The 14,221-nt window shown below is 51.7% G+C and carries 7 protein-coding genes; all 7 read right to left on the bottom strand.

All coding sequences use genetic code 11. The annotated features are described in order from the left end of the window. The 7 genes from SY83_RS12130 to SY83_RS12100 all read right to left on the bottom strand — a co-directional run bounded on the left by SY83_RS12130 (position 1) and on the right by SY83_RS12100 (position 14,213). Complete coding sequence (locus SY83_RS12130; protein WP_231891242.1) at positions 1-999, bottom strand: ABC transporter permease; 999 nt, start codon at positions 997-999, stop codon at positions 1-3. Positions 1,000-1,200: 201 nt separating this feature from the next. Next, positions 1,201-6,732, bottom strand: coding sequence for a discoidin domain-containing protein (locus SY83_RS23650; protein ID WP_068606830.1), 5,532 nt, complete (start codon positions 6,730-6,732; stop codon positions 1,201-1,203). A 199-nt stretch (positions 6,733-6,931) separates the two neighbouring features. Next, a complete protein-coding gene (locus SY83_RS12120) occupies positions 6,932-8,545 on the bottom strand; it encodes a response regulator (protein WP_068606828.1) in 1,614 nt (537 codons plus the stop codon). Positions 8,546-8,579: 34 nt separating this feature from the next. Continuing rightward, entirely contained in the window at positions 8,580-10,349 is a 1,770-nt protein-coding gene (locus SY83_RS12115; RefSeq protein ID WP_068606826.1) for a sensor histidine kinase, read from the bottom strand. Positions 10,350-10,392: 43 nt separating this feature from the next. Further along, positions 10,393-12,279 carry a glycoside hydrolase family 36 protein gene (locus SY83_RS12110; protein ID WP_068606824.1) on the bottom strand — a complete coding sequence of 629 codons (1,887 nt, stop codon included), beginning with the start codon at positions 12,277-12,279 and terminating at the stop codon, positions 10,393-10,395. Positions 12,280-12,433: 154 nt separating this feature from the next. Further along, positions 12,434-13,315, bottom strand: coding sequence for a phytanoyl-CoA dioxygenase family protein (locus SY83_RS12105; RefSeq protein ID WP_068606822.1), 882 nt, complete (start codon positions 13,313-13,315; stop codon positions 12,434-12,436). Positions 13,316-13,388: 73 nt separating this feature from the next. Next, entirely contained in the window at positions 13,389-14,213 is an 825-nt protein-coding gene (locus SY83_RS12100; protein ID WP_068606820.1) for a helix-turn-helix domain-containing protein, read from the bottom strand. Between the last annotated feature and the right edge of the window lie 8 nt (positions 14,214-14,221).

The following is a 14,221-nucleotide window of genomic DNA, read 5'->3' as shown; positions in this document are numbered from 1 at the left end:
TTAGAACAAGGCATGATCTTTGTTCACCTTGCGTATAATTCCGTTTGTAATGATGACCATCAGGAGACCGACAGCGGATTGATAGAATGTTGCGGCCGAAGACATCCCTAGATCATTAAGCTGAATAAGCGAGCGGTACACGTAAGTGTCAATCGTATCGGTAACCGGATAAAGAATGGATGAATTCATAGGCACTTGATAGAACAGTCCGAAATCGGATCGGAAGATGTTCCCTACGGCCAGCACCGTCAACACAATCATGGTCGGAGCTAACAAGGGGAGTGTGATGTGTCTGATTTGCTGCCATTTACTCGCGCCGTCGATAACCGCGGCTTCGTAATATTCTTCCGAGATGCCGGCGATGGCCGCGAGGTAAACGACCGTGCTCATACCCAGTCCTTTCCATAGGTTGGCTAAGGGAAGAATATAAGGCCACCACTTGGTTTCTCCATAGAAGTTTGGCACGGTCCACCCCATGTTCACAAACCAGTCATTCAGATAACCGTAAGTGGGACTGAGGAAGGCATAGACGATATAAGCGAGAATAACCATGGACATAAAGTTCGGCATGATAAAAATCGTTTGATATACGGTAGAGAACCACTTCTGCCGAATCTCGTTCATGAGGACGGCGATCGTCACCGCAAAGAGCAGACCTGATACAATAAAGACAAGATTATACAGGACGGTGTTGCGAGTGATCAGCCACGCATCGGATCCGCTGAACAGAAACTCGAAATTACTGAATCCAACCCAAGGGCTACCCCAAATACCGTCGCTATAATTGATTTGTTTAAACGCAATGGCCAATCCGAACATCGGCAAGTAAGCGTTTATGATGAAAATCACAATGGTCGGCACCATCATAAGCATCAACATCCGGTAGCGCTTGAACCTGAACCATCCCCTTGTACTGACTTTGGCGGCGGCGGGAGAAGGTCTCAGGGCCAGGTTCGCTTTTTGTCGATGCGCGGCGGTTGAATGCCCTTCATCTAACACGTGTACGCACCTCTTTCACTTCCTTCGTTCATAGGAACTCTAGGAATATTTCTTGGTATAAATCTATTATACAACCGCTTTCAGAGGGCTTGAATAACGTATGGTGACTTGAATTTACGTTTACGTTACCGTTCAGATGTTGCTTATTAAAAACAGAAAGAGAGAGTCCGCTGTCGGACTCCCCCTTCAACTGCAACATTCCTATTGATATACATCAAGTTCATGAATTGACCAATACTTATCGTTTACGGTACCTGTCTGTACGACTTTCAGATATCTTGCCGTCTGTTGCGGGAACGTAATGTTGGTGATTGCCGAACCACCGGATCCGCTGGCTACCGGCGTTCCCCAGGTTATTCCGTCGCCGGATACATAGATTTCGTAGCCACCCGGATAGTCATATAGGCTTGCTGCGGCATCCAGCACCACTCGGCTGAACGTCTGAGTAGATTTCATGTCTGCGATTACATGTTGTCCCGGAACCTGGAATGCGTTCGTATCCCATCTTGTAGCGAGGTTACCGTCCAGCAAGTTGAGGGACGACGAGTTGTTATGGGAAGCGGTAACGGTCCATCCTGTGCGATTTAACCGGCTGTTCACGACAAGGAATTCATGGATAGCCCAATATTTGTCGTTGACCGTGCCCGTCTGCATCACTTTCACATAACGCGCATGCTGTTGCGGAAAGTTAACGGTGGTGACGGCAGTAGAACCTGTGCCCGTCGCCACGGGAGTCCCCCAGCTCGTTCCGTCGGCGGAAACATAAATCTCATAGCCGCGAGGATAATCAAACCAGCTCTCACCTGCATCCAATACGATTCGGTCGAATCGTTTCATGGCCTTCATGTCCACCGTAAAGGATATGCCTGGTGCTTGAAACGTGCCCGTATCCCACCGGGTGGCCGCGTTGCCGTCAAGTGTCATCGCTGCCGCGGCGCTGTTATGGGAGGACGAGGCGGTCCATCCAGCACGGCTTAACGTACCGCTTTCTTCCCCTGCCCCGGCCTCTGTTGTCACGGTTACGGCCGGACTTGATGCAGAAACATTACCGGCGGCATCAACCGCTTTGACCGTGAACGTATAAGATGTGTTTGCCGTTAAGCCTGTCACCTGATAACTTGTTCCCGTGATCGGTGCACTGTTTACTTTGACAGTGCCATTGTACACATCGTATCCATTCACTCCTACATTATCCGTCGAAGCAGCCCATGTTAAATTCACCGTAGCCGCCGTCTTCGCCGGAGATTGCAGCCCTGTCGGCGCACTCGGCGGTTGTGTATCTGCAGCGGTTGCCGTAATCGGCACCATCTTAAACGTCCGATAAAGCGACGGGTTCTTGCTGTCGCAGATGCCCGAAGTAAACTGCACAACATCTCTGCCGCCAACGCCCGCATCGTGATCATTCACACACAAGTTCATTCCGTAGGAATGTCCGTTTGTAGACTGCAATCCCGGAAGCATGTTCAGCGGCATCGCAATTTCATATACGGTGGTTTTCTGCGCTTCATTCCTCGTAATCTGCACCTGAATAAGTGACGAAATATCTCCGTTGTTGGGACCGGACCACTCCGTCGCCATCTTCGTACCGTTGTTATGAAGCGCCGTGCCGAATTCCACCGTGGATGCTTCCTGATAAGATGGGAACTTCACATTCGGACCGTCCACCGTAATCTGAATGGAGTCGTTGGCCCACATATTCGACGGAATTTCAGTCTGATAATGAACATCGTCGATTACTTTCACGGCGAAATATTGCTTTGCGTTGTCCGCCATGGTGAACATCGTAATCTCCGCATCACCCGCCCCTGCCGCCTCGGCGGAACCGTACTTCGCGGGATGAATCGGGTATGCGTTCGTCCAATCGTTCAGGTTCCCGTCAATGGTCGGGGCAACAGGCGTAACGCCGGTGAGAAGGAAGTCTGCCTTGAAATCCTTCACCTTCAGCGCGGCTCCGGCCGAATCCTTGCCCTCCGCATGGAACACATACTCATGGAAAGGAATATTCCCTCCGTGTGCGTAATTGAACGTAATCGACTTGGAAGCGCCTTGCGCCAGATTGAATGCCTTGTCGGAGGAAGTTAATTGCGTTCCCGTCGGACCTTGCACGTCCAGTGTACCTTGAACAGCTCCAATGCCGGAGTTGGTCACCTTGAACTGTACGGCTGCCGTCTGGTCCACGGGCTGCGTTAACGGCTCCATCTCAATGCGAATCGGCTCCAGCACCCGAACGAGAATATCCATCGTTCCAATTATTTCCGTGCCTCGCAGCGCCTGAACATTCACCTGGTAATCGCCCGCCGCCACCGTTTCCGGTACGGAGAGAGTCATCGGCGTTTCCCATTCCTCGCCGACCGCCAGACTCTTCGCCAACGTCACCGGCGCTTGATTCCATCCGGCGGGGTAATTGATCTTCAGGGTTCCGTTAAACGCGGTGTCGAACCCGTTGCTTAGAGTCATCGTTAACGTACGGGTCTTTCCGGTTCCCGCTTCCGCAAGCTTAGGGTACACATCCAGCACCGTTTGCCGGTAGAAGACCGGATCCGCGGCGCTCATGGATTGCGCCAAACCCGCATTCTTCTGTGCGAGCAGATAAAACACGTCGGCCATCGCGTTCTTGACGCCCAGGCTGGCTTCCCCTTGATCGAAGTAGCGCACGGCACGCGCCAACACCCGTTCCGGAACGGTCAATTGGCCTTTCGTTCCGCGCTTCACCGCGATTGCACTTTCCGCGTTGCTGATGGCTGCAGCCGCAGCTGTCTTAGAGGCGGCCGGCGGCGATGCTTCCTGCATGGCGACCAGCGGTTTAGCAAGCAGGTGTGCGTAGTAGTAGACACCTTCGGTAATAATATGCTCTTGCACCGCCGTTAACTGTCCCTGGACATAACGATTAATAACGTTCCCCGCAAACGTATAAAGGTTATTGAGTTGTGTTTTTACATCTGCAGATCGAGTCAGTGCGTTGGATGAGCTCAGAATGCCGGACACAGCAGCGTCTATGCCCGCGAATTCCGCTGTCAGCGCTGATTTGGCTGTGCTGTTCGCAATCTCACCCAACTTGCCGTTAATGAAAGCGGCCTTCTCCCCGCGGAACTGTTGAGCCGCCGAGAACAACAACGACTTGGACAGGTTCGCCGAAGTCACATAGACCGGGCTGTCCGTCAGATTCAAACTGAGGTTGCCGCCGCTTGTATTGACCGTTGCCGGGTTTCCGTACATATCCGTCACTGTGACCGATCCTGACCCAGCCGGTATGGTCACACTGGAAGCGGAAGTTGCCCATGCGACCAGAACCAGGGAACCGTCATACTTCTTGTATACATGTACAAACTTCGAAGGGCTGGCATCCAGGTCACCCACAAAGTCGGTGTTGACCAGCTTGCGTGCCATCGTCCCTAACGCCACAAAGGAAGGCTTGGATGTGCCGTCGGTACGGATGGCTCCGAACCGGTGTTCCACATCGTTCGGATTGTTGCCGGTATCCTGCAGCGTATACATGATAAGCCCTCGCATGGCGTCAAGCGAATTACCGATCAGTTCTGTGCGCAGCAGACTCTTCGCCTGCCCTTCCTCGCTGATGCCGTTGCCGGTGTTGGACGTGGTATATCCCTGCTCGGTGATGAAATGCTCCAACCAGCCTCCCCGCGCGTCAATCAGCTCCTTCATTTGCTTATAACGAGGCTCGATAATCGTTTCCGGCGGATTCGGATACTCATAAGGATGATAAGACAATACATCCATATAGTCATACAATCCGCTCTCCAGCTGTTTCGTCAGATCGCCGACAGAAGCGCCGGAATACCCCGGAGCAACGACGGCCGCCTTGGGATCGGCGTTTTTCATGCTGTTGTATACCGCTTTAAACAACGATGTAACCTCTGTCATCTTCACCGGTGAGTCCGGCCAGAACGCGCCGTGGTTCGGTTCATTCCAAATTTCGTACAGAACATCTTTCTTACCTGCCAGATGTCCCGCCGTGGCCCCCAGCTTCTCCGCGTAACTTCTTCTAGAAGGGAGGGTATTCTGTGAACCGTTCAGATTCAAGAAGGTGTTGTTCATGATGAGGCCATTGGACTTGAACGTATTGTAGGCGTTATCCAATTCGGTGAAATTCCACGTGCCGTCCCCGTTCTTGGTAGCGGTGCCCAGCTCGCCCACCCGGGAAAGAGGCAGCCCCGCGAATTTGGCAACGGGAGCCTGCGAAGCGGAGATCGCCCAACCGAACTTGGACGGATAGAACGCCATCGGCGCCTCCATCGTATCAAAAACAGTTAACGTCTTGGTATACGTGCTCACCGTACGTCCGTCTGATTTCAGCGCGGCTTCCAAGGTGTATACGCCCCGATTCGGTACCTCCACAACGAGCGGACGATTCACCACAGATGTCCCCGGTTGAAGGGTGAAGCTGTCCGTTTTAATGTCGATAACTGTGCCGCCGGCATTCTTGACGTTGTATTCAACCACATAATCGTGCGCCATGAAATCTTCGTTCAACACATCCAGGTGTAACCCCTTTGTGTCAGGCAGCTCATAATTGTTGCCTGCCCGAATGAAATCATAGTTGAAGATTGGATCGTATAAAGGCTTAATCAGGACATCATCCAGCCATAGCTGCTGATTCTGAACTTGGATTCCGGCAAAACCGCTGACGATACCGCCGTTGTTCACATCCAGACGCTTGACCCCTCCCGCGTACAGTTGATATCTTCCGCCGGATGCCACAATGACATATTCTGTCCATGTATTGTCCGGGGGTACGAAGCCACTGACTGTACCGGTTGGGGTATACGCGGCACCCGATTGTAAGCCCAATGCCAGATCCGTACCCGCCCTGGACCTTAAACCGTACCACTGGGTGTCGCTGGAACTTCGCGCGGCCGCGGTCCATTGACCGCTTTGCGTACCGTTGCGCAATGCTTTAGCCTTAAACCGCAGGACGTAATCACTGTAAGTTGCAGTCACAGTCCTAAGAAAAGCAGAGGTCCCGCCTCTTGCATCCGTGTACAGCGCTTTGTTGCCGTCAGGCTCGCTAACGACGGACCAACCGGCCGTACCTGACCATACACTGCTCTGCACACCGTTATAGAACGTGTCGTAGAGATATGCTTCCGGATGAGCGGTAATCTTCACATCGTCCACCCAGAAATATTCATGCATAGCTGTGAATTTAATCGCTTGGGCGGGCAGACTCGCATATCTGTGATCAAATTTCTTTACGCCGTCCAAATACACTTGCACCTGATTTCCGTTCTTCACGAGCTTGTAATCATGCCACTCATTCTCCCGAATGGGAATACCGATGCCCCCCGCTTCCGTGAGCATAAACTGATTCCAGATATGGGATAGCTCCAGTGCGGCACCTCCGACATCAACAGAAGCGAACGGAAAGTGAATGCCGTCCTGATTCGGGAAGGAGTTCCACTCCGTTTCATATCTGGCGCGGAATTCCAATGTAAAGTCTTTGTACGTCTGCGCCGTTGAGATTTCCGTGTAAGCATTTGGCCCCCCTTGAAAGAACAGCACCTGATTCGTCGGAGTCGCAGGATCCGGGGCGTGATAAACGGGTGTCCCTGTAGTCGCCCATTTCAGTGGATCAACACTTGCACCTGAGAAGTCATCCGCCATCGTTACATCCTTCTCATTTCCTTGAGCCTCCACAGCTGTTGGAACATACGCGAACAGCGAAAGCACCATCATTGTCGACAACATGATCGTAAGCGCTTTCTTAATTTTCATTAATTTCACTCCTTCGTATTTGTTGTAGTCCTTGCCACGATCGCAATGACACTTTCATTCTATACTCCCCGGCCACAAATCTATTATGTTTAAGTGACGAACCCTTGCGTTCTGATGACAAAAATCCCCCGGAATACAGCACATTCGCTGTTCTCCAAGGGAAATAGGCATTCATCAAGTTACGAGGTAATGTAAAGCGTTAAGTAGATTTCACTTCTTTGCGGTATTGTTGCGGCGAAACGCCGATCTGCTTTTTGAACAAACTCGTGAAATGAGGAATATGGGAGTAGCCAACCGTCTCCGCCACATGCCCCACCTTCATCTCCGTCGTCTCTAACAGACGCTTGGCCCAATTCAGCCTTTGCCCGATAATATATTCAGATAGGGAGATTTGCTCTTCTCTCTTAAACAACCTGGATAGATACGCGGCGTTGAGATACACATGGTTCGCCACATCCTCCCGTGTGAAATCTTCACTGAGATGATCCATCATGTACCGTTTGGCCTTCTCGATCACTTCCAAAGACGGCTTACTCTGTTCTTTCAGACCCGTAATCCCCTTGCTTACGGAACCCTTCACCCACTGGCGAAGCGCCTGTAATGATCGAGTGGCCGAGGAGATTTCCAGCAGCTCTTCCGCATCATACACACGCCTAATCATCATGTTCTTCTTGTGCATAACGTTATAAATCATTCTTAAAACACCGTGATACACTGCTTCCAACACGTCAACATGAACCACCTCTCTGCCCATCTCAGCAAAAAAACGGTCCACAGCTTCACCTAACTCTTCCGCTCTCCCCCGTTCAAATAACATCTCCCAATCCGAATAAACAGGTTCCATATGTGTGTTTCCTGTTCTGGGAACTTCATGGGAAAGGGAATACACTTCCCGATTGGAGTTAACATGATTACGCTCCTGTTGGAGCAATCGTTTGGCCGCGCCGGATAAACCGCGAACCGTAACGGGAGAGCTGATATAGCATGAGAGTTGACAACCGAACAGCTCATAACAGGAGTCGATGAAGGTACGGCACTGTGTGGAAATCAGTTGTTCCAACGCTTCCGGCGAGGTCTCAGAACGCGGATAGATTAACGCATAATTATCCCCGTTCCCGTCCTGCATGACCGCCCCTTGCAGCCCGTTCAGAATAACTTCGGATGCCGCATTCCTTACAGCGAACTCCATAATCTGTTCATCCCTGGAAGTGAGCTCCCCGCGCCATTGTTCGAGGCTGAGCAGCACAAGAACTATCGGGTCACTATAGGAAACCGGCAACCCGTATTGAGCGAACGTATCGTTCATTCGGCTTTCATCAAACAGCACCCGCTCCGAAAGGATATCCTGCCATAAACGCTCGACCAGAAGAGGCAGCTGGTTCTCCCACAGTCCCGCATATTTGCCATAGGCCTCCCCATGGAATTTCGACTCCCGCTTTTTCCGCAGTTTCTCCAGCGCCGCGCCCGCAATGCCCTTCAACTCATCGTAGTCCGGCGGCTTCAGCAAGTAACTATGCCCGCCGAGCTGAATGACTTGCCGCGCATATTGAAAGTGGGCATGACCCGTGAGAATAATCGTTTCTGTTTCCATCTTGTTGCCCGTCATCCACTCCAGAAGCTCCAACCCTGATTTCTCCGGCATCTCAATATCGCAGATCAGAAGATCGATGGCTTCGGATTCCAATATACTCATCGCCTCGAAGGCATCGTAAGCTTTGAGAATCCGGCTGATCTGCAGCTCTTCCCAAGCGATACTGTCCGCGATTCCGTCAACGGCATACACCGCATCGTCCACCACCAATAAGGAATACATGATCTCACCCCACGGTTATTAATGAAAAGCGGCGTTAAGAGGGAAGTGCTGCACCCGATGGATTACAGCCCTTGACCGGCAATATCAACTTCACCACAGCCCCGCCCGACGGATCATTCTCGAACCGGAGAGCTGCCTCGTCTCCGAAATACTTGTTAAGTCGGTGGTATACATTCCGCATGCCGACGCGTCCGTCCACGCTTCCGGGCAACAACAGTTGATCGCGGCTCAGCTGTTCCAGCTTCTCCGGCGGGAAACCCTTGCCGTTGTCGCGGACCGTAATGCAATAGCTGTGAAGGGGCGCCTCCGGATCCGGCCCCGCTTCGATGTCCAGATGAAATGCTCCGCGCCCTTTCATGAGCCCGTGTACAATCGCATTTTCCACCACGGGTTGGAGCGTTAACGGAAATACGGCACAGGAGCCATAGCGCTCCGGAATACGAATGCGGTAAGTAAACCGGTTCGGATAGATCATCCGCTGAATCTCCAGATAATTCACGATATGCTCCGCTTCCTCGGATAGACGAATGACCGCCGTCTGATCGGACTTCATGATGTTCCGGTAATAGTGAGCGAGATGCTGAGCCATCTTGAGGGCAAGATCATTCTTCTGCAAATTAATCAAGCTATATAAGATGTTAAGGGAATTGGTATAGAAATGAGGATTAATCTGCAACTGAAGCTTCATCAGCTCCGACTGCTGCGTTTTGATCTGTTCTTCATAGACATGAATTTTCAGATCCTCAATCTGTGCGGCCATATGATTAAACGTGTCGCTCATCACATGCAATTCGTTTAGGGGCTGGTCTCTCAGCCGAACGGAAAGATCCCCTCTGGCCAGCTTCCGCATTCCCGCAACGGATTCCGCAATCGGCTTGAACAACAGACGATGCACGGTCATGAAGTAGAATAACACCACGATCAGGAACACCACCGGAATAACATATACGGCGACCCGAAAGAATGTAAGCCCTTGCAACAAATTGCGTTCCGGGATGACCACACTGACCCATACGTCGGCCTCCAGAACATACTCATGCACTAATAAATAATTGGCCCGTTCCCCTCCGGGGTCCCTGAGTACGCCAACACTTTCTTCCTGAGGCCATGTTCGGATAAATGAGGGGGTCGGAGGTGTGTCGGTAAAGCTTTCTTTTTGATACAACAATCGGTTATTCTTCGTAATGTAGACGCCCCAATCCCTGCTTACCGATGTTAAGTCGAATGGTTTCATGACCGCGTCCAAGGAAATTAACGCCCCTAAATACAGATCCGTCCCCGTTGTAATCACCTTGTAGAGGTATACGCTCCCCGAAGCTTGAAGAACGTCCCAGGGACCCCCCACATATTGATCGGAATCTTCGAGAAGCTTTTCCTTGTGGGTTACAATGAGCTCTTCCATGCGGGAATAGTTCGTTAGCGTAACGAAGCTCAAATCATCTTCCCTGGCGTTATAGATCAGGAACGTGTCGACAATATTGTAATATCCAAGGTCGATTGTCAGCTTGTTTAAAGCCTTGCTCTTGGCCGTTACATACTCGTAACTTTCTTCAGGATGGAGCGTAAGCTCAATAAATTCCGGTTCATACTGAAACACTTTGCCCAGATAATTCCGGATGTCGCCCAACGTCTTGTGGACTTGCTCGGTATGGTTGCTTAAGAAAGTGCGGTTGGATTCGGATACCTGCCGGACGACCATGTCCGTGGCATAATGGTTATTGTAATACAGCAGCACTAACAACGGAATGGCGATAATAAATACGATAGCCGTCACTCTGAACTTTAATGAATTCAACACCTGCATCCCGAAACCTCATCCCTGGGGGAGTATGCTTGTCTTCATTATTTTACCACACCCATAAGTGATCGATTGGATCGTTCAGTACTTTATTCTTCTTGGCAAAATAGAGCAGGCACTGATGCGGCGCGATGCTCACAATCAGTTGGGATAGGGGCTGGTCCGTGTATTCCCCGGTCTGCCATACCCTTGTGAATACCCGCTCCGTACCCGTCAATTCGGCTATGGAATACTGTCCTCTGACCGTAAACTCCGTGGGATTGAACAAGTAAATTAAGTAACGCTCCTCCTCCGGCCAGCGATGAACAAATACTTGTTCGGGACCTCGTTGCTGAAGGTATGGAAGAATCGGCTTCTGCTTTCCGTGCGGTTCTATAAACCGGAACAGGGATAAGCGGTCATGGTTTACTTCATGCAGCGGATCCGATGTATAGACAGCGCCTCCGGACACCGCTTGCAGTAACGCCAGAGACTCGATTTCCCGGTCGGTCAGGGAGATGTGAAAGTCGCGGAGGATAACGGCGTCGGGATCATTTTGCCAGAAAATATGATTCATGTAGTTAACCGCCATCGTCTCCCGGATCATGTTTACGGGTCCATGGCCGTCCCCGATCCACGCAGGTCCCAAATCCCCGGCAATCCGCATGCCGTCAGCAAAGCCGATGAAGGCGTGAAATGGTGCGATGCATCCAAGCCAGTAGCTTTCCTCGCCAATCTCCTGACGAACCGCCTGCAGAAAATCACGAAAATAACCAATGCTTGTTTTTCCTGGCGTGTGCCTGCTGACCTCAGAGCTGTCTTGCACGCCCCAGAACATGAAGTCCGTCTTAAATAACCGCGCTCCCCACTGATATAACGTTCTGAACACCTGACACAGATAAGCCATAGCTTCGGGGTGGCTTGTATCCAGCACATAATATTCTTCATCCTTGTAGCCCCAGAGCTTGAATTCACCATAGCAACGCAGTTCGGTTACAGGTGTACCGTCCTTCTTCCGAAGCACCCAGTCCGGATGCTCGCGGTACAGCCGGCTTCGGTTACCGACCATAAAGGGGCCGATCCAGATTCCTGGGGTATAACCTTCTTCCGTGATTCTCCGAAAGGCCGCTTGAAGACCGTCCGGCCACAGATGATTGATTTCGAGCCAATCTCCAAGCGAAGGGAAGTAGCCCGCATCAATCTGGACATATCGCAGGGGGGTGCCGGTTGCGCTGAAGCCTTGCAGATAGTCTGTAAGATCCTCCTGGCTGAACTCATAGTACTTGTAATACCAGGAGCACCAGTGGTACGCGGGCGGTTGGTGCGTGCGGGCTTGCATACGGGAAGCCATGCGGCGGGCAGCGCCCGTAAGTCCTTCTTCCAAGGAGGGCGTTTCAAGGATGTGAATGTCCGGAATGGACGTCGGCTGGAGACGGGTCCGCTCGGTTCTGAAACCGCAGGTAAGCTTCATGGTAAGATCTGATCCGGAGGACTGCAAATCATAACGATGCATATAGGTATCATGTTCTTCGGCAAAGAGAACGAGGCAGCCATGCTCATGTGTGAATGCCGTCAGTCCATAGCTTTCGGCTGAACATGCCGCGCTGTTGTTACCTGCCAAAGAACTTAAGGATTGGTAACCTGAGGGACCCGCCATGCCGAAGCCTTGCCGGAAATACCCATCGGCGCCCTGAACCCGGCCTTGATAGATGGGGTGAACCCACTGCGGGAATTCGGACATGTCTTTCAAGCTTGTGGAAAGGGTAACTCCATCATCTGTCTCCTTAAACTGCAGCGTCAAGCTGCCCTCAGGGAAGGTGTAAACGATGGTTTGACCCTTCACCGCCGTCTGAACAGGATGAACGGATTCGCCATCCCAACCGGGGTAACATTGCAGCATGTAAATACGATCTGTTCTGATATCAAAACAACCGTTCTCATGAAGTGTAATTCTCATCGTGCTCGCTTCCTTTCCGGCATATATAGATACAGTATCTATTGTAAAGGTGATGGAGCCCGCGAGGTTATGATTACATGACGGGTTATTATTGTATAGTGACTGAAGTGAACACAAAAACTGCGCCGACGGTTGCCCGCCGACGCAGCTTCTTCTATATTCCCCAAGCCGTTCTTGCTTCTTGCATCGTCACCGTTTGCCCCTGTCCCCAGGCATAATGACCTTTGTTGGCGCCGTACCAGCGGTCATCCACCGGTTCCGATGCCAACTGATAGCGCGTATCCACACTAATGCGGTAACGATCGGTCGTATTGGTCAGGGAACCGTGCATCATATACATGCCGAAGATGAGCACATCGCCCGCCTGAAACTCCGTTGTGGCCCATTGGCCGCCAAATTTATCAACAATCTCGACCGGATCGTTAGAAAACCAGCCTTGCACGTTATCCCGGTCCACATCCATTTGCCCGTAGGTAGCCTTAATTCGTTCAAAGTGCTGTGAACCCAGACACAGGGCCAGCCCGCCCATGTCATAGGATACGTCGCCGAGCGGTGTCCACATCGTGTAGAGATTCTTAGTGCCCCGGCCCATATAGACGATATCGTAATGTGCGCCTGTGAACTCTCCTTTACCGACGGCACGCAGCCATTTGAAATCATAGGTCAGAGAGGGGCCGCCCAGAAAGCGGTCGAAGAAACCCATTACCTTGTTCGAGTTCACCACCTTTAGCAGATCGGGATTGTCGTTATTCAGTCCTTGGAACATCGCCATCTTGTTCTCCGGTCCGATGACCCCCTCATCCAATAGGGTGTCTTCAGCCAATCTTCCCATCACTCGCATCTTCTCCAGCAGATTTCGCCTGGCGTTCAGCACGTCTTCCCGATTATGAAAGCCCCTAAGCAGCAAATACCCGTCTTCCGCAATCCGTGCTTTTAATGCTTCAGCATCTTCCGCGATCGCATTGGAATCCCGGAGTTCCGTCATATACCGGCCCCCCAATTCCAAGTCGTGCTCGCCGATTCGAACGGTCTTCATACATCATCTCTCCTTTCAAGTTACTTTGACTATACAGGAGGATCAGTATGAAAGATTTATAGAAATCGCTCCTTCATTTGTGTAAAAAGTTCGTGTCCCCATGGCCGGGATCGTCCCCAAGGATCCCTTGCTGGCGTTTACGCCATACTGAAGGTGCGACGCGTTCATTCTGTTGAAACCAGGCGCTGAACGAATGAAGCGTGGAAAATCCGCATTGCTCCGCAACAAACTGGATGGTTTTCGATGTAGACCGCAGCAGCCACTTCGCCTCGTCAATGCGCGCCTGCATCTGATACTGCTTCGGTGACATGCCGTACACCGCTTGAAAGCCTCGCCGAAACGCAGCCGGAGACATCCCGCTGCGCTCGGCCAACTCTTTAATTCGCAATTCGTCCCCAAGTTGGGTTCGAATCGTTTCACCCGCATCCATCATGGAGAGGGGGGCCGCATCCTCCTTGGCGTGCTGCTGAATGAACAAAATCATTACTTCCAGCCACGCCGCAATCTTGCGCTCCCGTTGTACTCTGGCGCCTGACAACATGCGCATCCAGAGCCGAAACAGAGCCGTAAACGGCTCCAACTCCATGGACGGCAGACGCAGCAGGGCAGGTTTGCCTTTAGGCGTCATCCCATCAAAGCAGGCTTGCACTTCCTTCGGCAGTCCCCCCGCTTCAATGACCGCGAATCGAATCGGCGTCACGGAACTGTAGCGATGGTTCACCCCCGGGGGAATGAAGATGACACTGCCCGGATGAATGCGATGCCGCTCACCGTTCGCTTCAAACTCGCCGGAGCCTTCGAGCACCGTGCTGAGTTCGCAGGTTTGATGTTCGTGAAAACCCATATCCCAGCCTGCTTCATAACTGGCCAAAGCCGTTCCGGCTTCCGTCTTCCTCATCCAATGAC

Origin of the sequence: Paenibacillus swuensis (assembly GCF_001644605.1) — a bacterium.
In the GTDB taxonomy this organism is placed as follows: Bacteria; Bacillota; Bacilli; order Paenibacillales; family DY6; genus Paenibacillus_N; species Paenibacillus_N swuensis.
Note: the sequence above shows the minus strand (reverse complement) of the source record. Positions and strands in the feature narration are given on the sequence as shown.

What these genes read in the sequence shown, in the direction of transcription:
- SY83_RS12105 (WP_068606822.1), bottom strand. Translation starts at nt 13,315, where the DNA reads ATGAAGACCGTTCGAATCGGCGAGCACGACTTGGAATTGGGGGGCCGG.
- SY83_RS12120 (WP_068606828.1), bottom strand. Translation starts at nt 8,545, where the DNA reads ATGTATTCCTTATTGGTGGTGGACGATGCGGTGTATGCCGTTGACGGA.
- SY83_RS12115 (WP_068606826.1), bottom strand. Translation starts at nt 10,349, where the DNA reads ATGCAGGTGTTGAATTCATTAAAGTTCAGAGTGACGGCTATCGTATTT.
- SY83_RS12100 (WP_068606820.1), bottom strand. Translation starts at nt 14,213, where the DNA reads ATGAGGAAGACGGAAGCCGGAACGGCTTTGGCCAGTTATGAAGCAGGC.
- SY83_RS12110 (WP_068606824.1), bottom strand. Translation starts at nt 12,279, where the DNA reads ATGAGAATTACACTTCATGAGAACGGTTGTTTTGATATCAGAACAGAT.
- SY83_RS23650 (WP_068606830.1), bottom strand. Translation starts at nt 6,732, where the DNA reads ATGAAAATTAAGAAAGCGCTTACGATCATGTTGTCGACAATGATGGTG.